The 18,814-nt window shown below is 64.8% G+C and carries 14 protein-coding genes; all 14 read right to left on the bottom strand.

From position 1 onward, the window contains the following. Nucleotides 1–18: 18 nt before the first annotated feature. Entirely contained in the window at nucleotides 19–2,178 is a 2,160-nt protein-coding gene (ligA, locus tag GL4_RS07655; RefSeq protein WP_045366356.1) for an NAD-dependent DNA ligase LigA, read from the bottom strand. A gap of 11 nt (nucleotides 2,179–2,189) precedes the next feature. Continuing rightward, a complete protein-coding gene (gene recN / locus GL4_RS07650) occupies nucleotides 2,190–3,884 on the bottom strand; it encodes a DNA repair protein RecN (RefSeq protein WP_045366354.1) in 1,695 nt (564 codons plus the stop codon). A gap of 10 nt (nucleotides 3,885–3,894) precedes the next feature. Continuing rightward, nucleotides 3,895–4,845 carry an outer membrane protein assembly factor BamD gene (locus tag GL4_RS07645; protein ID WP_045369727.1) on the bottom strand — a complete coding sequence of 317 codons (951 nt, stop codon included), beginning with the start codon at nucleotides 4,843–4,845 and terminating at the stop codon, nucleotides 3,895–3,897. 204 nt (nucleotides 4,846–5,049) lie between these two features. After that, entirely contained in the window at nucleotides 5,050–6,003 is a 954-nt protein-coding gene (gene lpxC, locus GL4_RS07640; RefSeq protein ID WP_045366352.1) for a UDP-3-O-acyl-N-acetylglucosamine deacetylase, read from the bottom strand. A gap of 337 nt (nucleotides 6,004–6,340) precedes the next feature. After that, the gene (ftsZ, locus tag GL4_RS07635; RefSeq protein ID WP_045366350.1) at nucleotides 6,341–8,092 is read right to left on the bottom strand and encodes a cell division protein FtsZ; all 1,752 of its coding nucleotides are present in this window, start codon (nucleotides 8,090–8,092) and stop codon (nucleotides 6,341–6,343) included. Between the two features lie 88 nt (nucleotides 8,093–8,180). Further along, nucleotides 8,181–9,476: a cell division protein FtsA gene (gene ftsA, locus GL4_RS07630; RefSeq protein WP_045366348.1), complete on the bottom strand. Its 1,296-nt coding sequence runs from the start codon at nucleotides 9,474–9,476 to the stop codon at nucleotides 8,181–8,183. Between the two features lie 22 nt (nucleotides 9,477–9,498). Next, nucleotides 9,499–10,452, bottom strand: coding sequence for a cell division protein FtsQ/DivIB (locus GL4_RS07625; RefSeq protein WP_082025557.1), 954 nt, complete (start codon nucleotides 10,450–10,452; stop codon nucleotides 9,499–9,501). A 47-nt stretch (nucleotides 10,453–10,499) separates the two neighbouring features. Then, nucleotides 10,500–11,435, bottom strand: coding sequence for a D-alanine--D-alanine ligase (locus GL4_RS07620; protein WP_045366346.1), 936 nt, complete (start codon nucleotides 11,433–11,435; stop codon nucleotides 10,500–10,502). A gap of 187 nt (nucleotides 11,436–11,622) precedes the next feature. Then, nucleotides 11,623–12,504, bottom strand: coding sequence for a UDP-N-acetylmuramate dehydrogenase (murB, locus tag GL4_RS07615; RefSeq protein ID WP_082025778.1), 882 nt, complete (start codon nucleotides 12,502–12,504; stop codon nucleotides 11,623–11,625). A gap of 35 nt (nucleotides 12,505–12,539) precedes the next feature. After that, a complete protein-coding gene (gene murC / locus GL4_RS07610; protein ID WP_045366342.1) occupies nucleotides 12,540–13,970 on the bottom strand; it encodes a UDP-N-acetylmuramate--L-alanine ligase in 1,431 nt (476 codons plus the stop codon). Between the two features lie 6 nt (nucleotides 13,971–13,976). Beyond that, the gene (gene murG, locus GL4_RS07605) at nucleotides 13,977–15,080 is read right to left on the bottom strand and encodes an undecaprenyldiphospho-muramoylpentapeptide beta-N-acetylglucosaminyltransferase (RefSeq protein ID WP_045366339.1); all 1,104 of its coding nucleotides are present in this window, start codon (nucleotides 15,078–15,080) and stop codon (nucleotides 13,977–13,979) included. Beyond that, complete coding sequence (ftsW, locus tag GL4_RS07600) at nucleotides 15,077–16,255, bottom strand: putative lipid II flippase FtsW (RefSeq protein WP_045369723.1); 1,179 nt, start codon at nucleotides 16,253–16,255, stop codon at nucleotides 15,077–15,079. The genes murG and ftsW overlap by 4 nt, the downstream gene beginning before the upstream one ends. A gap of 11 nt (nucleotides 16,256–16,266) precedes the next feature. Beyond that, nucleotides 16,267–17,667 (bottom strand): UDP-N-acetylmuramoyl-L-alanine--D-glutamate ligase, encoded by a 1,401-nt coding sequence (murD, locus tag GL4_RS07595; protein WP_045366337.1) that lies wholly within the window; start codon nucleotides 17,665–17,667, stop codon nucleotides 16,267–16,269. Between the two features lie 12 nt (nucleotides 17,668–17,679). Further along, a complete protein-coding gene (gene mraY, locus GL4_RS07590; RefSeq protein ID WP_045366334.1) occupies nucleotides 17,680–18,768 on the bottom strand; it encodes a phospho-N-acetylmuramoyl-pentapeptide-transferase in 1,089 nt (362 codons plus the stop codon). Nucleotides 18,769–18,814 lie beyond the last annotated feature (46 nt).

The raw sequence follows: 18,814 nt of genomic DNA, 5'->3' as shown, positions 1-18,814 counted from the left end.
CCAAGTCATATAATCCGTCTACTGATCAATAAGCTTCAGCCACTCGCCCTCGGTCAAAACGTCCACGCCGAGGTCCTTCGCGTTCTTGAGCTTCGAGCCGGCGCCCGGACCCGCCACCACATAGTCGGTGTTTTTCGATACGGAGCCCGCGACCTTGGCGCCTAGGCGTTCGGCCTGGGCCTTGGCTTCCGCCCGCGTCATGTGTTCGAGCGTACCCGTGAAGACAACCGTCTTGCCCGATACCGCCGAGGCGTTGTCGACGGCTTCGAGCGGTTTCGGCTTCACCTCCTCGAGCAGGTCGTGGATTACTTCGGTGTTGTGCGGCTCGCCGAAGAAGTCGGCGATGGCGGATGCGGCCGTCGGGCCGATGCCGTCGATATTATCGAGATCCTTGAAGGCGTCGCCGTCGCGGTCCTTGGCAGCTTCGCCCATGGCCTTAAGGAAGTTGTCGATTGTGCCGTAGCTGCGCGCAAGCAGCCGGCCCGTGATCTCGCCGACGTGGCGGATGCCGAGCGCGTAGATGAACCGGTCGAGGGACACGTTGCGCCGCGCCGCGATGGCATCGAACAGTTTTTGCGCGGAGGTCGGCCCCCAGCCTTCGCGGCTCTCGAGCTTCTCCTCTGCCTTGGCGTCGCGGGCTGCCAGTGTAAAAATGTCCGGCGGCGATTGAATGAGGCCCTCATCGTAGAACGCCTGAATGTTCTTCTCGCCCAGTCCCTCGATGTCGAACGCATTGCGCGAGACGAAGTGCTTCAGCCTTTCGACGCGCTGCGCGGGGCAGATCAAGCCGCCTGTACAGCGGCGCACCGCGTCTTCCTTCCCCGTGTTGGGATTGATCTCCCGCACAGCGTGGCTGCCGCAGGCGGGGCACACAGTCGGAAACTTGAAGGGCTTGGCGCTCTTGGGCCGTTTGTCGAGAACGGGCCCGAGAATTTGCGGGATCACGTCGCCCGCCCGCTGCAGGATTACCGTGTCGCCGATGCGGACGTCTTTGCGCGCGATCTCGTCTTCGTTGTGCAGCGTGGCGTTCTGGACCACGACGCCGCCAACCGTCACCGGCTCCAGCTTGGCGACGGGGGTCAGTGCGCCGGTGCGGCCCACCTGGATCTCGATGTCGCGCAGGATGGTGGTGGCCTTTTGGGCCGGAAACTTGTGCGCAATGGCCCAGCGCGGCGAGCGCGAAACGAAGCCGAGACGTTGCTGCAGGTCGAGCCGGTCGAGCTTGTAGACGACGCCGTCGATATCGTAGTCGAGGCCGGCCCTGCCCTCCTCGATTTCGCGATAGATGCCGAGCATCTCGTCGAGCGAGTCCGTGAGCGTCGCCAGCGGATTGAGCGGAAAGCCCCATTTGGCGAAGGCCTCGTAGACGCCCCATTGGGTGTCGGCCGGCAGGCTCGCAGCCTCGCCCCAGGCGTAGGCGAAGAACTGGAGGGGCCGCGACGCCGTCACGCTGGAATCCAGCTGACGCAACGACCCGGCCGCGGCGTTGCGCGGATTGGCGAAGATCTTGGCCCCCGCCTTTTCCTGCTCCGCATTCAGCGCGGCGAATGCGCTGTGGCTCATGTAGATTTCGCCCCGCACTTCGAACGGATCGGGGAAGTCGCGCGCTTTGACCTGCTTGGGGATATCACCGATGGTCAGGACGTTGGCCGTGACGTTCTCGCCCACATAACCATCGCCTCGCGTGGCCGCCTGCACCAAGCGGCCGCCTTCGTAGCGCAGCCCAATCGACAAACCGTCGATCTTGGGCTCGGTGGTGAAGGCCAACGCCACGTCCGCATCGAGGCCGAGGAACCGCCGGATGCGATCCACGAACTCGCGTACGCCGTCATCGTCGAACACGTTGCCGAGCGACAGCATCGGCACCGCATGGGTGACCTTGGCAAAGCCGTCGGCCGGCGCGGCGCCGACTCGCTTTGCCGGACTGTCTTCGCGGATGAGGCCGGGAAACCGCGCTTCGATGGCCTCGTTACGGAGGCGCAGGGCATCGTAGTCCGCATCGGAAACTTCCGGATCGTCCTTCTGGTAATATAGCGCATCGTGATGGGCGATCTCGGCTGCAAGCCGCGCCAGTTCGCTGGCCGCCTCGTCTTCGGTCAGCTCCTCGACCGGCTTTTCGGCAAGTTCGTCCTGCGTCGCGGACTTCTTCGTGGGCTTCGTCGCGGTCTTCTTGGCCATGTCTTCGCGCCTCACGCCGACTTGCGCATCAAACGGTCGGCGGCGGCGCGCGCTTCGTCCGTGATGGTCTGGCCGGCCAGCATGCGGGCGACTTCCTCCCGCCGCTCCTCGTCTTTGAGCACGGCGACGCGCGTGGTCATGGCCTCACCCTTGGCTGTCGGCACCGCTTCCTTGGCGATCCGCAGATGCCCGCGCGCCAGCGCCGCCACCTGGGGCGCATGGGTCACCGCCAGAACCTGGACGCGCTCGCCGAGCCCCGCGAGCCGTTCGCCGACCGCGGCCGCGGTCGCGCCGCCGACACCGGACTCGACCTCGTCGAAGATGAGCGTGGGGGCGGAACCGCGCGAGGCCAGCACGACTTTCAGCGCCAGGATAAACCGCGCCAGTTCGCCGCCGGACGCGACCTTCATCATCGGCCCCGGATCCGTGCCGGGATTGGCCGCCACGAAGAAGGCGATGCGATCGACGCCCGAGGGCCCGCCTTCTTCGATACCCACCGTGTCGACCTTGGTCACGAAGCGCGCTTTTTCCAGCTTCAGCGGGGGGAGTTCGCCCGCAACGTCCTTGTCCAGCTTCTTGGCGGCCTTGGCGCGGGCCTTGCTCAAGGCCAGTGCCGCCTGTTCGTAGGCTGCCCGCGCCTGCTCTGCAGCCTTGGCGAGCTCCGCCGCCTTGGACTCACTCGTGGTGATCGCCGCCAGATCGGCCTCAAGCTTCTCCTGGAGCGCGGGCAGGGCATCCACCTGGACCCGATGCTTGCGGGCTAGCGCCCGCAATGCAAACAGCCGCTCTTCGGTCCGCTCCAGGTCGCCGGGCTCGAAGGCGGTGGCGGCGAGGGCTTCCTCGATCCGCCCCCGCGCATTCTCCGTCTCGCTCAACACCCGCTCAAGCGCGTCCGCCACGGCAGCAAAGGGCGAGCTCGCATCGGCTCCCGCCGTCGCTGCCTGACGCTCGATCCGCCGCAGCGCGGAGGCGAGCCTAGCACCCGCCGTCCCCTCCCCCTGCAACGCGTCCATGGCCTCGTCGAGTTCGGCGGCGATCTTCTCGGCGTTCATCATGAGCTGCCGGCGGGAAGACAGTATCTCTTCTTCTCCGGCTTCCGGCGCGAGCTTCTGCAACTCCTCAAGGGCGTGCGCCAGATAGTCCGCGTTGGCGCGGGCCGCGGCCACTTCGCTTTCATGGCGTAATCTTGCGGCGTCGGCGTCCGCCCAAGCCTCGTAGCAGGCGGCGACTTTGGCGGCGTCGCGCTCCAACCCGCCGAAAGCGTCGACGAGATCGCGATGGCCACTCGGATCGATCAGCGCGCGCTCGTCATGCTGGCCGTGGATCTCGACAAGCGCGCGGCCCACCTCCCGCAAGAGCTGCACGCTGACGCTCATGTCGTTGATGAAGGCGCGGCTGCGGCCATCGTTGCCCTGAAGCCGCCGAAGGATAAGCACGGAGTCCTCGATCGCGATTCCGTTCTCCGACAGAAGAGCAAACACGGGATGCTCGGGCGCGAGCTCGAAGCTGGCGGTCACCTGCCCCTGTTCGGCCCCACGCCGGACCAGAGACGCATCGCCACGCCCGCCCAAGGCGAGCGACAAGGCATCGAGGAGGATGGATTTTCCGGCGCCCGTCTCGCCGGTCAGCGCGGATAGGCCCTCGCCGAACTCGAGATCGAGCTTGTCGATCAGAACGATGTCACGGATCGACAGGGCGGCTAACACCGGTGGCCTATTAGGTTTGCCCGGCGCCGGTCCAGCTTCGGGTCTTCCAAGCCCGGGTGATCCACGACCCCTGATACTGCTGGGGTTCGAGACCGCGCTGTCCTAGGAGTTTGTAAGCGTGCTTGTACCACTTACTGTCCGGGAAGTTGTGGCCAAGCACGGCGGCCGCCGTCTGGGCCTCATTGACAATACCTAACGCCATATAGGCCTCGGTCAGCCGCATCAAGGCCTCTTCGACTTGCTCGGTGGTCTGGTACTCGGTCACCACCGTCTTGAAGCGATTGATCGCCGCAAGATAGTTGCTCCGCCGCAGATAGTAACGCCCGACCTGCATCTCGCTCGCGGCGATCAGATCCTGCAGGATTCGGATGCGGTTCGCAGCCTCGGCGGCATACTCCGACGACGGGTAGCGCTGCACCAGCTTTTCATATGCGGCCAACGACCGCCGCGCAAAGGTCTGATCCCGCTTGGGATCGAGAATCCGGTCGTAATAGGACTTCGCGATAATGTCCTGGGCGAAGGCCGCTTCCTCTGTACCCGGATGCAGCGTCAGATAGCGGTCGGCCGAGGCGATGGCATCGTCGTACTGGCCGGCGCGGTAATAGGAGTAGGAGGCCATGATGATGGCCCGCCGCGCCTCCCGCGAATAGGGATGAGCGATATCGACTTCTTCGTATTGCCGGGCGGCTTCCTTGAACTTGCCTTGGTCGGCCATCTGATCGGCCTGGCCGTAGATAACTTCGGCGGGATCGGTGTTGAGCGGCGGGACCTCGTCCTTTTTGCCGAACCACTTGCCCAGCGGCCCCCCGCCCGAGCCAAGGGAGTCAAAGCCTCCGAAGGACCCACAACCGCCGACCAGCGGCACGGTAAGAAGAAGCGCAACCGACAGCAGCCCCGAGAGCAGCCGTCCGTTCCGTTCCACCTGTGCTGTCCCAAAAGACGGCCGAGCCGGTCCGGACATGTTCCCCCTCAAATCGCCGGTCATCAATGCGGTCAATGTCACGCAAAATCCGCCCAGGGCAAGCGCTAAGCGGACGAGGCCACAACAAACTCCTGTATTATGGTGTCTTTTGGGCCCCAGGCGCCTCAAACGGCAGACATCGTCCCGCTAGATTAGCGGCACGATGCCACAAATTTACTTCAAATCGCTTAGGAACGCGGTTGGCTAGCTGCGATCGGCCGCAAAGTGGGCTGCCGCCAGGCCGGGGGTGAGTTCGGCGTGGCGAACGTCGCGATAGCGCGGTGCCTCGACCATGGTCCAGGCGTCCGGATCGGCGAACAGCTCCTTGAGAACCAGCGCATTGAGCCGATGCCCGCCGCGACGGCTGCGATAGGCGCCGAGGATCGGCGCACCGGCCAGCGCAAGATCGCCAACGGCGTCGAGGGCCTTGTGCCGTACGAACTCGTCGGCGTAGCGCAGGCCTTCACGGTTGATGACGCGGTCCTCGCCGATGGCGACCGTGTTGTCGAGGGACGCACCGAGAGCAAGGCCGGCGGCCCAGAGCTGCTCGACATCCTTCATGAAGCCGAACGTACGGGCGCGGGAGATATCGCGGCGGAAAGCACCCGGATTGAGCTCGATGGACAGGTTCTGCCTGCCGATGAGCGGAGTCTCGAAATCGATCTCGATGTCGAGATGGAAACCATTGTAGGGGGTCAGTTCGCCGACGGCGCCGTTCTCCTCGACGCAAACCGGCTTGAGAACCTTCAGGAAGCGGCGCGGCGCCTCGAGTTCGGCGATCCCGGCCTCGTCGATCGCTTCGACGAACGGAGCGGCACTGCCGTCCATGATCGGCACTTCGCCGCTGTCGATCTCGATCAGGGCATTGTCGACGCCGAGGCCGCGCAGCGCGGCAAGAACGTGTTCGACGGTTGCGACAGAAGCTCCGTTCCCGTCGCCGAGAACCGTACAGAGCGTAACGCCGGAGACACACTGCTGATCGGCAGCAATCTCAACGCCGTCCGCGTTGTCATCGTTGGAAATTAGGAAGCGAAGGCCGGTATCGCTGTCGGCCGGACACAGTGTCAAGGAAACTGGAGCGCCGCTATGGACCCCGATACCTGTGAGTGAAATCTCGTTGGCAAGCGTTGTTTGCCTTGCCCCGATGAAACCTTTCATGGCCCCCGATGGCCCCCGCGCAGTCTTTAGGCCCCTACTCAAGCCCGGAGAAAGCTCCGAGCCCCCCAATTGATCGGCTGTCTTCGGCATTAGCATCGATCCGTTTTCCCTATCTCTCGGATCGCGCCACCCATTATTGTCGCTCTATTGGGTGTGCCTATTTGAGTCGGCCAATCAATCTATTAGGAACCATACTCCTTCGGTCAGACCTGGGACAAATCACGGTTTCTTACACTCTATTACCGGCCTGTAATGCCAGTAATATACTGATCTAGAAGAATTTCTTCGAAACCCGGGGTGAGGAGGCGGGCATTATCGTTAACGCCCGCCCTCCGTGTCAGTTCGCGCGACGGCGCAGGAAAGCGGGAATCTCGAGGTCGTCGTCCCCGAGCGATTCCACCTCTGCGACGGCCGCGGCGGCCTGAGCGTGAACAACGCGCGGCTGGGCCTCGACACGCTGCGGCGGACGCGCCTGCTGCGCGGCCGGCTGTTGCAGGTTCAGCGGCCGGGGTGCCTGACCTGGGGCGCCTTGAGCCCGAGCGGCGACCGCGGGCGGTGCAGGCGGTGCCGGGGGACGCGGCGCGGGACGGCCCGCTACCGGGGTCGGCGCGAAGTCTGGCTCCATCTTGGGCGACATTTCCGCGTCGTCGTCCTTCTTGCCCCGCCCGACGCTTGCCAGGCGCTCCAGGAAGCCGACCTTTTTCTTCTGAGCGTCCAGGCCGGCGGCATCGCTCTCGCCCGCCTTCGCCTGAAGGGCCTTCTGAGCGACCATGGGCAGATCTTCGACACTCGGCATGCGGCGTACGGGCCGCTTGATGGCGGCCGGAGGCGCAGGCTGGAAGTTGCGCGGCGCTTCCGACGGCTTAGGCGTGGCCGGCGGACGCGGCAGGGCAACGCCGCCGACAGCCTGAGGCCGCTTCTCGATGGTTACGTCGTTCGGCGCACGCCAGACCTGAGCATCCTTGGCCTGCTCCGGCGCGGGCACCATGAGGCTCTCGTCCAGATCGACCGGCTCGTCGGGGCTGCCACCCGGGACCATTGTGAGCCCGGCCAGACGCTCCGTCAGACGGCCGCGATCGGCTTGCGGCTGCGCCGCCATATCGGACGACTGCTCCTCGGCCGACAACGTCCCGATCCCCGTGGCAACCACGGACACCCGGATCAAGCCGTCAAGCTCGTCGTCATAGGTCGCGCCGACGATGATATTGGCGTCCTCGTCCGCCTCGGTGCGGATACGGCTAGCGGCCTCGTCAACTTCGTAGAGCGTCAGATCGCTGCCGCCCGTGATCGAGACCAGAAGGCCGCTCGCGCCCTTCATGCAGACATCGTCGAGCAGCGGGTTGGAGATCGCGGCCTCGGCGGCGTCGATCGCGCGCCGGTCGCCGCTCGCCTCGCCCGTCCCCATCATCGCCTTGCCCATGCCGGCCATGATCGTGCGGACATCGGCGAAGTCGAGGTTGATGAGGCCTTCCTTGACCATCAGGTCGGTGATGCAGCCGACACCGGACCGCAGCACGTCGTCGGCCATGCCGAAGGCGTCCGTAAAGGTCGTCTTCTCGTTGGCGACCCGGAACAGGTTCTGGTTCGGAATGATGAGCAGCGTATCGACGTATTTCTGCAGCTCCTCGATACCGGCCTCGGCGGCGCGCATGCGCCGCGCGCCTTCGAACTGGAACGGCTTGGTGACGACACCGACCGTCAGAATGCCTTCCTCGCGGGAAGCGCGGGCAATCACGGGCGCGGCGCCGGTTCCGGTGCCGCCACCCATACCGGCCGTGATGAAGGCCATGTGGCAACCGACGAGGTGGGCCTTGATATCCGCCATGGCTTCTTCGGCGGCGGCGGCGCCGATCTCGGGCTTGGATCCGGCACCGAGACCCTCGGTGACATTGTTGCCCATCTGGATGCGGCGTTCGGCGCTCGAGCTCGCCAGGGCCTGCGCGTCGGTATTGGCGACAACGAATTCCACTCCGTTGAGCCCGCGCTCAATCATGTTGTTCACGGCGTTTCCGCCGGCGCCACCCACACCGAAAACGGTGATCCGCGGCTTTAGCTCGGTCAGATCTGGCACTTTAAGATTGATCGTCATGGTGGCTTCCAATCCTTGCGAATTGCCCCTTGCTATTGAGCCGACACCCACACCCCCATTTAACGCGCGGCGTCCGGCTTCGTGTCCGTTAGAAATTCTCCATGATCCACTCGCCCACCCGGGCGAAGTAGCCTGTCCCCGTACGCAAGAACCGTTGCCCGGTTTGGGTTCCGAGCTTTTCGTCACCGCGCGCCCAATGGAGAAGCAGACCGATCGCGGCGGAGAAGTCCGGCGCGGCGGCGGCAGGCGGCAATCCCGTCATGACGCGCGGGCGGCCAAGCCGCGCCGGGCGTCCAAACATGTTCGAGGCAAGCTCGACGAGGCCCGTGAGCTGGCTCCCGCCGCCGGTCAGCACCAGATGCTGTGCGACCTCAGCCGGGAAGCCGCTCGACGCGAGCCGGTGGCGCATGAGATCGAGGATTTCCTCGACGCGCGGACGGATGACGCAGGCGAGCTGGGCCTTCGTGATTTGATTGATGTTCCCCTGCGCGACGCCGGTCACGCACGGATAGGTGATGATCTCACGCTCGTCGGACAGAGTCGCGAACGCGCTGCCGTGCAGGGTCTTGAGCCGCTCGGCATGCTCCATGGGCGCACCAAGCGTACGCGCAATGTCGACAGTCACGCCGTGACCGCCTAGCGCGATCGCATCGGCGTGCAGGAAGTGCCCGTCGGCGATGACCGACAAGGTCGTCGTTCCGGCCCCGAAGTCGATGACCGCCACGCCGAGCTTCGCTTCGTCTGGCGTCACAACGGACAGGGCGCTGGCATAGGGCGCAGCGACCAAGCCGCCGACGCCGAGGTGGCAGCGCTCGACGCTGAGCACCAGATTGCGGGTCGCGGCATCGTCCGCGGTAACGGTGTGCAGATCGACCGACAGGCGCTCGCCGCACATACCGCGCGGCTCGGAGATGCCGCCATTGTCGTCGAGGCGAAAATCAGTAGGCAGAGCATGCAGTACGGTGCGCCGGTCGCGCGCGGCGTATTGACGGCCGCCGGCGAGGAGGCGCTGCACATCGTCTTCCCGGACGGTGCCGGAGGGGAGCCCAACGCCCGCAGAGAAACTGTCACTCTTTAGGCGCCCGGCCGTCACGGAAAGGTGCACGTCTTCGACGATCACACCGGCCATGCGCTCGGCGGCGTCGACGGCGGCACGGATGCAGCGCTCGGCGCTGTCCAGATGGGTCACCATGCCGGCCTTCAGGCCTTCGGCGCGGGTATGACCGAAGCCAAGCACGTCGAATTGGACGGCATCGGCGCCGCCCTCTGCCCAGTCGGGCATATCGGAGGTCTTGCCGATCAGGCAGCACACCTTGCTCGTGCCGATATCGAGAGCGGTCACGATGCGCTGGCGCCTTCCTCTGATCGATGGGTTGTAGGTCATCCCCCTGCCCTCAAGCTCCCTCTTACGTTCTGCCGTTGGGTTGATGGATTGCGGGTTGATTGATCGTGCCGGTCGCCGATGTGGGCACGCCCGCAGGCGTCGTGGTGTCCTGCGCGGACGCAGCCGCGGTCTCGCGCAGTCTCAGCGTGATCCGGTCCAAAAGGCGCATGTCGATGGCCGCGATGTCCTGCTCGAAGACGCCGCGCTCCCGCTCGAGCTTCTGAAGCGCCTCGAGGGCCATCTCGATATTGCCGTCGGGCAGCATGACTTCGGTGCCCGTGCGCAACTTCAGCGTCCAGCGGCGATCGCCGACACGCAAGGCCGCGAGCATCCGGCTCTTCAGATCCGTGTAGGGCTCAAGGGTCTGATAGAGGGCGGCCGCGTGCTTGCCGGCGCCCTCGCCAACGACGAGAGGCAGATGCGGAAAGGCCTGAGGCAACGCCGGGGCCAGCACGACGCCTTCGCTGTCTACGACGAAAGTCTGTCTCTTGTTCTGCCAGATCGCGTACGGGTCACGCTCTTCGATCTCGACCTGCAGGGTCGAGGGCAGGAGGCGCATCACGCGCGCATGACGGATCCACGGAACCGCCTCCAGACGGTCCTTGGCGGCGTCCGTATCGAACGCCAACATGAATGTCTCGGGACCGGCGCCGAGCGCCGTCGTGATCGCAAAGTCGGTGGCGTTCCTCTGCCCCTCGACGACGACGCGCTTGACCCCGAAGCCCATTGCAACGGCGGCACGCTCGGCGCCTGTTACCGTCGCGTTAAAAATTTTTTCGATTTGTCCGCCGACAATCGCGCCATAGAGGACCGCGCTGGCTACGAACGCGGCGCACAGGAGCTGCCACTTGGCGCCCATGGGACCACGGCGCGTGCGGCCGAGCTGTATCTGTCTCGGTCCCTTCGTCGTGACCGTCCGGCGTCCTTGCGGCACGGGAAGCTGGCGCTCGTAAGGGCTCGCCGCGCGGTTCGCCATCGGCGCCCTGCGGGACCCTCCTTGTCTGCCGTAACCTCTTGACGTGCCTAGCGATTGCACGACGCATCCTCCACGATCCAACGGACCAGCTCACCAAACGATCGCCCTTTATGGGCGGCAAGCTCCGGCACCAGTGACGTGGACGTCATGCCCGGTTGGGTGTTGACCTCAAGACAGATCAGTTCCCCCGTTCCATCCGGCCGGTCGTCGTAACGGAAGTCGCTCCGACTGACCCCACGGCAGCCCAGTGCCCTATGAGCCGCTACCGACAGCTTCTGTACCAATTGGTAAACATTTAGTTTAATTGGCGCCGGCAGGACGTGAATTGACCCTCCGGGGGCGTATTTCGACTCGTAGTCGTAGAAGGTGAGGCCCTCGGCCGGACGGATCTCGATCACGTCCAGCGCTTCGTCCCCCATCACCGCGCAGGTGAGCTCGCGGCCATGGATGAAACGCTCCACCATCAGCTCCTCGCCCAGGGCCCAATCGGCGGATGTCAGCTCCTGCGGCGGATGCGCTTGGTCTTCACGGATGATGTAAACGCCGACGGATGAGCCCTCTGCCGGGGGCTTGATCACGTAAGGCGGCTCGATCGGGTGCCCCTTGGCAGCTTCCGCCCGGCTCACGACCCGGCTTTCGGCTACCGGCACGCCCGCCTCTCGGAGGACGGCCTTCGCACGTTCCTTGTGCATGGCGAGCGCCGAGGCCAGAACGCCCGAATGGGTGTAAGGCAGCCCCATAGTCTCAAGAACGCCCTGGATGCAGCCGTCTTCGCCGTATTTGCCGTGGAGCGCGTTGAAACAGACGTCCGGCTTGATCGCGGCCAAACGCTCGGCGACGTCCCGGCCCACATCGATCTTGGTGACCTTGTAGCCTTCGCCCTCGAGAGCCTTGGCACAGGCGGTGCCGGACCTGAGCGATATTTCGCGCTCCGAGGACAGGCCTCCCATCAGGACGGCGACGTGGGTTTGTTCTTCGGTCATGAGACGGCCCCTGTGAGTTGGACTGAAACGCGGAAAGAGCGCCTCGCGTCCTTCATTACGCAAGACACTCCGATTTGGTTAACGCTGCATTAACCGTAATTGCCCGGCAGCGCACGCCGATTGGTTTTGAGTAAAAAATGGCAAGGTGCGGCCTGTCGGCCACGCCAGAGGATGGCGGGCGCGGCCGCTAGGCAGGCTTGCCGAGCCGCTTGATTTCCCATTCGAGCTGGACGCCGCTCGTTTCCTTGACGCGCGCCCGCACGGTCTCGCCGAGCGCTTCCAAATCGGCGGCCGAGGCATTGCCCTCGTTGATGAGGAAGTTGCAATGCAGTTCGGAGACCTTCGCATCGCCCACGGCGAGCCCCCGGCATCCGGCCGCGTCGATCAGCTGCCAGGATTTGTTGCCTTGCGGGTTTTTGAAGGTCGAACCGCCCGTGCGGCTCTTGATGGGCTGCACTTCTTCGCGATAGGCGGCGATCTCGTCCATCTCTGCGAGAATCTCTGCCGGGTCGCCGGGACTCCCTTGGAACAGCGCCTCCGTGAAGATGTAATCGTCGGGCGCGCCGCAATGGCGGTAGGAATAGCCCATGTCGTCGACGGAAAGCACATGGATTTCGCCCGACCGGTCAACCGCCCGCGCCTCGACGAGGACATCGCAGGTCTCGGTTCCGTGGGCACCGCCATTCATGCGCAAGGCACCGCCGACGCCGCCGGGAATGCCGCGATAGAAGGCAAGGCCAGCAATGCCTGCGTCCGCCGCCGCGCGCGCCACTTTCGTATCGGGCACCGCGGTGCCGACGCGCAAGCGGCTGCCCTCCTCGACTTGGATTTGGTTGAAGCCGCGGCCAAGGCGGATGACGACACCGTCGATGCCGCCGTCACGGACGAGCAGATTTGAGCCGAGCCCGATCGTCGTCACGGGCACGTCGGCGGGCAGCGCCTTCATGAAGTACGCGAGGTCAGCCTCGTCGGCGGGAGAGAACAGCACTTCGGCGGGACCGCCGACGCGGAACCAAGTGTAGTCCTTGAGGACCGATCCGGCACCGAGCCGCCCCCGCAAGTGCGGCATCGCCGCAACCAGCGTTTCGTACAGGTTCGTTCCGCTCACGAGGCGCCTCCTTGCGCGGCGAGCTTGGCCGGCAGCGCGTTGATCCAATCGGTGATCGTGCCGGCGCCCAGCCCCACCACGAGGTCGCCGTCCTGGGCGACGGAGGCAACCGTGCTCGCCAGCGACTCTCCGTCGTCGACCATGAGGACATTCGCATGACCGTGACGCCGCAGGCCGGCGGCCAGTTCGTCCCGGTCGATCCCGGGGATCGGCGCCTCGCCGGCCGAGTAGACCGGCGTGAGGATCACGACGTCGGCGTCGTCGAAACATGCGGAAAAATCGTTGAACAGAGCCTGGAGCCGCGTGTAGCGGTGCGGCTGCATGACAGCGACGATGCGGCCTTTGCCTGCCGCGTTCGCGCCGCGCAAGACCGCCGCGATTTCCACCGGATGATGCGCATAGTCGTCGTAGATCGCGACGCCCTGCCACTCGCCGACGCGCGTGAAACGGCGCTTCACCCCAGAGAAGTTCGCGAGCGTCGTCCGGATCGCATCGTCACTGATGCCGGCTTCCGTTGCGACGGCCAGCGCGGCGATGGCATTCAAGGCGTTGTAGTGGCCCAGCGCCGGAAGCATCAGGTCGTTGATCTCGCGTGCGCCGCCGGCGACGCCGGAGCCGAGACGGACATCGAACGTCATGGTCGCGTGGTCGGGCCGCACATTGAACAGCCGCAAGTCCGCCGAGCGCGACACGCCATAGGTCAGGGTACGCCGTCCATTCTCTGCACCGCCCAATGCGGCCATCAGGCTGCGTACGACCGGATGGTCGATGCAGGCAACGACCGTGCCGTAGAACGGGATGCTCTCGATGAATTGTTCGAAGGCGTGATACAGCACCTCTTCGGATTCCCAGAAGTCCATGTGCTCCGGGTCGAGATTGGTGATGACGCCGATCTGGGTCGGCAGTTTCAGGAAAGTCCCGTCGGATTCGTCGGCCTCGACGACCATCCATTCGCCCTGGCCGATCCGGGCGTTGGTGCCCCAGGCGTTGATGATGCCGCCGGTGATCACGGTCGGATCGAGCCCGCCGCCGTAAAGGAGGTCCGCCACCAACGACGTGGTGGTGGTCTTCCCGTGGGTGCCGGTCACCGACACGGTCGTGCACGGCCGCATCAGCTCGGCCAGCATCTCGGCCCGCCGGATGATCGGAATGCCGCGCTCTTGCGCTGCCTCGAACTCGGGGTTGCCGGGCTTCACCGCGCTGGAGATCACGAGGTAGGACGCGCCCTCTACGTTGCCGGGATCATGACCGATGATGCACTCGATCCCATGATCGCGAAGCCGCGCCAGGTTGGGCCCATCCTTCAGGTCGCTGCCTTGCACCCTGTAGCCGCGCGTGTGCATTACTTCGGCGATGGCGCTCATGCCTATGCCGCCAATGCCGACGATATGAAACAGGCCTGTGGTGTCAGGCGGTGGCAAATGCATGGTCGCCTACACTCCGTCCGGTCCGGCTAGATCCGCCACGAGGTCGGCGAGCCTGTTCACCGCATAGACATTCCCCATGGCTTTCGACTTGGCGGCCGCCTGCGCCAGCCTGTCCGGGTTGCCGAGCAATTCCTCGAGCCGCCCGGCCAAGAACTCCGGCGAAATACTGGACTGGTGCATGCACCAGCCCCCGCCGCTGTCTTCAAGGCGCCGCGCGTTCTCGAGCTGATCGTTGTCGATGGCATGGGGCAGCGGCACGAGAATAGCCGGACGCCCGATCGCTGTGACTTCGGCCACGGTCGACGCCCCTGCCCGGGAAACAATGAGATGGGAATTCGCGATCCGCTCCGGCAGGTCCTTAAAGAACGGCGCCACGTGAGCCGTGATTTCGGCTTCGCGGTAGGCATCGCGTACCTCCGCGACATCCTCGGGCCGCGCCTGCTGGACGACCGTCAAGCGCCAGCGTAGGGGCGACGGCAGTTTGGCCAGGGCTTGCGGCATCATCTCGGAGAAGAACCGCGCGCCCTGGCTGCCGCCGAAGATGAGCAGCAAGAGCCGGCCCGCGGCCTCCGGCGGCGCATAGGCTTGGTCGCGAAAACTCACGACCGCATCGCGTACCGGATTGCCGGTCACGACCGAACGCTTTTCCGCGCTGCGCCGCAGATGCTTCGTCGTCGCGAAGGACAAGGCGATGGCATCGGCGAAGCGGGACAACAGGCGATTGGCGCGCCCCATCACCGCGTTCTGCTCGTGCAGGACCGTCGGGATCCCCAGCGACCGGGCGGCGAGCAGAGGCGGTAAGGTGGGATAGCCGCCGAAGCCAACGACCACGTGCGGCTGCACCATCTCCAGCAAGCGCCGGGCCCGGAAATAGCCCTTGCTCAGCGTGGACAGCGTCTTCATGACCGCCCCGGGTGATCGCCCGGAGAACGTGGCCGAGGGCACCTGGTAGGTGGCGCGCGCGGGGAAGTCGGTGCCGTACTGCCCGGCCCGCTCGTCCGTCGCCAATTCCACCGCGAACCCGCGCCGCGTCAGTTCCTGGGCCAGGGCCGTCGCCGGGAAGAGATGTCCGCCCGTGCCTCCGGCGGCGAGTAGAATGGTCTGGGTCAAGCCGTCTGCCCCCTGGCCTTCGCAGGATCCCCGTCATGCGCGGCGGTTGCCGAATACTCCAAACGTCCCGCCCTCGGTCGTTTGCGGGTCAGCCCCAGCGTAAAGCCCATGGTGAGCGCCATGGCAAGCATGGACGAACCGCCAAAGGAAATGAAGGGCAGCGTCATCCCCTTGGCGGGCAGGAGACCGACATTCACGGCCATATTGATCAAGGTTTGCAATCCGAACAGCATCACCAGCCCCGCAATGGCGTGCCGGATGAACCCATCGCTTTCCTGAGAGGCCTTCGACAGTCCCCGCAGGACGATGAAAGCGAACAAGATCAGCAGGATCAGACAGGCGATCAGGCCGTATTCCTCGGCCGCGACGGCGAAGATGAAGTCCGTATGGGAGTCCGGCAGGACATCCTTGACGGTCCCCTCGCCCGGCCCGCGCCCGAACCACCCGCCACGCAGGAAGGATTCCAGCGAACGGTCGGATTGGTAGGTGTCGCCGGTGGCGGGGAAGAGGAAGCGATCGATACGGGAGGCCACATGGGGCAGCAGGAAATAGGCGGAGAGCAGCCCCAGCACGCCCAGACCGATCAGGACCACGATCCAGATCATGTTGATCCCGGCCATGAAGAACAGTCCGCCCCAGACAATACTGATGAGGAGCGTCTGCCCGAAGTCAGGCTGCAGGACGAGGAGCAGCGCGAACACGGCGTAAATCAGGATCGCCAGTTCCAGCCCAGGGACGTCTTTTCGTTTCTGGCTTTCATTGAAGAGCCAGGCGCTGAGCACGATGAAGGCGGGCTTCACGAATTCCGACGGCTGGATGCCGATGGGACCCATGTGCAGCCAGCGCTTGGCGCCTTTCACCTCGGGCCCGACAAACAGGATACCCACCATCAAGGCGATGCCGATCACGAAGATGATGAGGCTCGCGCGCCGGATTTGCTTGGGTGTCAGGGTGGATGCGGCGAACATGATTGCGAAGGCCGGCAGGAGCATCGCCACATGACGCCGCACGAAATGGAACTGATCGAGCCCGAGCTTTTCCGCAATGGGCGGGCTGGCGGCCAGCGACAGCACCACGCCCGCACCCATCAGCAGCATCAGGGCGACAAGCATCAGCCGATCGACGGTGAACCACCAATCGGAAAGGACGCTTTTGTCGGCGCGCGTGATCCTCATGACACGCAACCCTACCCGCTAAGGCTTGTGACACCGTTACGCTGCATCACGAGTTCTTTGAAAGCGTCGCCCCGCTTGGCGAAATTGGGATACTGGTCGAACGACGCACAGGCTGGGGACAATAGCACAACAGGCTCATCCGCTTGCGACCTGCTCGCATCGGCGGCCGCCAGGTCCACGGCGCGGTCAAGCGTCCCGCAGGCAATATGGGGGATGGCGTCCCCCAACTGGCCCGCGAAGGCGTCGGACGCTTCACCAATGAGATAGGCCCGCGCGATCCGCGGATAGAAGGACTCGAGCCCCGCAAGGCCGCCTTCTTTGGCCACACCGCCGACGATCCAATAGATGTTGTCGAAGCTGCCCAGTGCCTTCCCGGCGGCGTCCGCATTGGTGGCTTTGGAGTCGTTCACGAACAGCACCTTGCCCGCTCGACCCACCTGTTCCATGCGGTGGGCGAGGCCGCCGAAGCTTCTCAAGCCCTCCTGAAGTGCAACCGGCTCGACGCCTTGGCTACGGGCCAGCGCATAGGCGGTCGCGGCGTTCTGCCAGTTGTGCGCGCCGCGCAGGGACCCAATGCCCGCGAGATCAGCACGTGCGACCTCTTTGCCGCCTTCCATCGCCATGATCGTCGCATCGCTCGCCCAAACTCCGTTCTGCACGGGCCCTCGAATAGAGATGCGCTTGACGGCATAGGGGCCCCGAAGCGTTTCCGCGATGGCCCGGCAGGGCACGTCGTCGACGCCGATTACTGCCGTCGCGTCGGGCGCAAGCTGCGCGAAAATCCGCGCCTTCACGCTCGCATAGCCCTCGAGCGAACCGTGGCGATCGAGATGGTCCGGGGTGATGTTCAGGAGCGCCGCTGCGTCGGGCTTCAGCGAGGGCGTCAGGTCGATCTGGTAGGACGACAGTTCGAGGACGTAGACGCGGCCCGGCGCGAACGGCGCGAGATCGAGTACGGCGTTGCCGATATTGCCACCGAGGGCGACGTCTCTGCCCGCCGATTCCAGGAGATGCGCCGTCAGCGCCGTCGTGGTGGACTTGCCGTTGGTCCCGGTGATGGCGACGACCTTGCAGTCGATGCCGGACGCCTGATGCGCCCGGAAAAACAACTCGACGTCGCCGATGACCTCGATGCCGGCTGCGCGCGCCTTCGGCACGCTCCAATGGGGTTCGGGGTGGGTGAGCGGGATGCCGGGTGCGAGTATGAGCGCCGCGAACGCGGCAAAGTCCGCGTTGGAGAGATCCTCGACGGCAAACCCAGCCTCGGCGGCCTGGGCGCGGCCCGCCTCCTTGTCGTCCCAGATGACAACGTCCGCGCCGCCCTCTTGCAGGGAACGCGCTGTCGCAAGACCGCTGAGACCTGCGCCGACGACCGCCAGCTTGCGCCCAGCGAAGATCGTAACGGGAATCATGATGGGCGCAATCTACCGCAATTTCAGGGTCGCCAGACCGGCGAGCGCGAGCACAACGGAGATGATCCAGAAGCGGATAACAACGGTCGATTCCGGCCAGCCCTTCTGTTCGAAATGATGGTGCAGCGGCGCCATACGGAACACGCGCTTGCCGAACATCTTGAAGGACGCGACCTGAACGATCACCGAGACGGCCTCGAGAACGAAGAGACCGCCGACGATAGCCAGCACGAGTTCGTGCTTCGTCGCCACCGCGATCGTACCCAGCGCGCCGCCGAGCGCGAGCGACCCTGTATCGCCCATGAAGATGAGCGCGGGCGGCGCGTTGAACCAGAGGAAGCCGAGCCCCGCGCCAACTAGAGCCCCGCAAATGATGGCCAGCTCACCGGTGCCGTTGACGAAATGAATCTGGAGGTAGTCGGCGAAGAGCGAGTTGCCGACAACATAGGCGATGAATCCGAATGTCGCGGCGGCGATCATGACGGGAACGATCGCGAGACCGTCCAGACCGTCGGTGAGATTCACCGCGTTGCCGGCCCCCACGATGATGAAGGTGCCGAATATCACGAACATCCACATGCCAAGCGGAATAACCGTGTCCTTGAAAAAGGGAATGGTCAGGGTCGTCGAGAGTGGCGGTTCCCCGACAGAGGCGATGACGTACGTCGCGATGATGGCCGCGCCGGCCTCGATGACGATCTTGATGCGTCCCGCAAAACCCAGCACGGACTGCTTCGTGACCTTGAGATAGTCGTCGTAGAAGCCAACCGCTCCGTAGACCAGAGTCAGCAACAGCACGACCCAGACATAGGGATTGCTCAGGTTGCCCCACAGCAGCACCGAGACGACGAGGCCCGACAGGATCATCAGGCCGCCCATGGTCGGCGTGCCTTGCTTCTGGATGATGTGGCTCTGCGGGCCTTCGGTGCGGATCGGCTGACCCTTGCCCTGGCGCACGCGCAAGGAGCGAATGACGCGGGGCCCGAAGAAGAACACGAACAGCAAGGCGGTGACGATGGCCCCGCCCGTGCGGAAGGTGATGTAGCGGAAGATATTGAGAACGGCGACGTCGGGCGCAAGTTCCGCCAACCAGTAAAACATCGCGTTTCTACCCCCCCTATTCGGCGACCCATCGGGCACCGCGGCT

Origin of the sequence: Methyloceanibacter caenitepidi, assembly GCF_000828475.1 — a bacterium.
In the GTDB taxonomy this organism is placed as follows: Bacteria; Pseudomonadota; Alphaproteobacteria; order Rhizobiales; family Methyloligellaceae; genus Methyloceanibacter; species Methyloceanibacter caenitepidi.
Note: the sequence above shows the minus strand (reverse complement) of the source record. Positions and strands in the feature narration are given on the sequence as shown.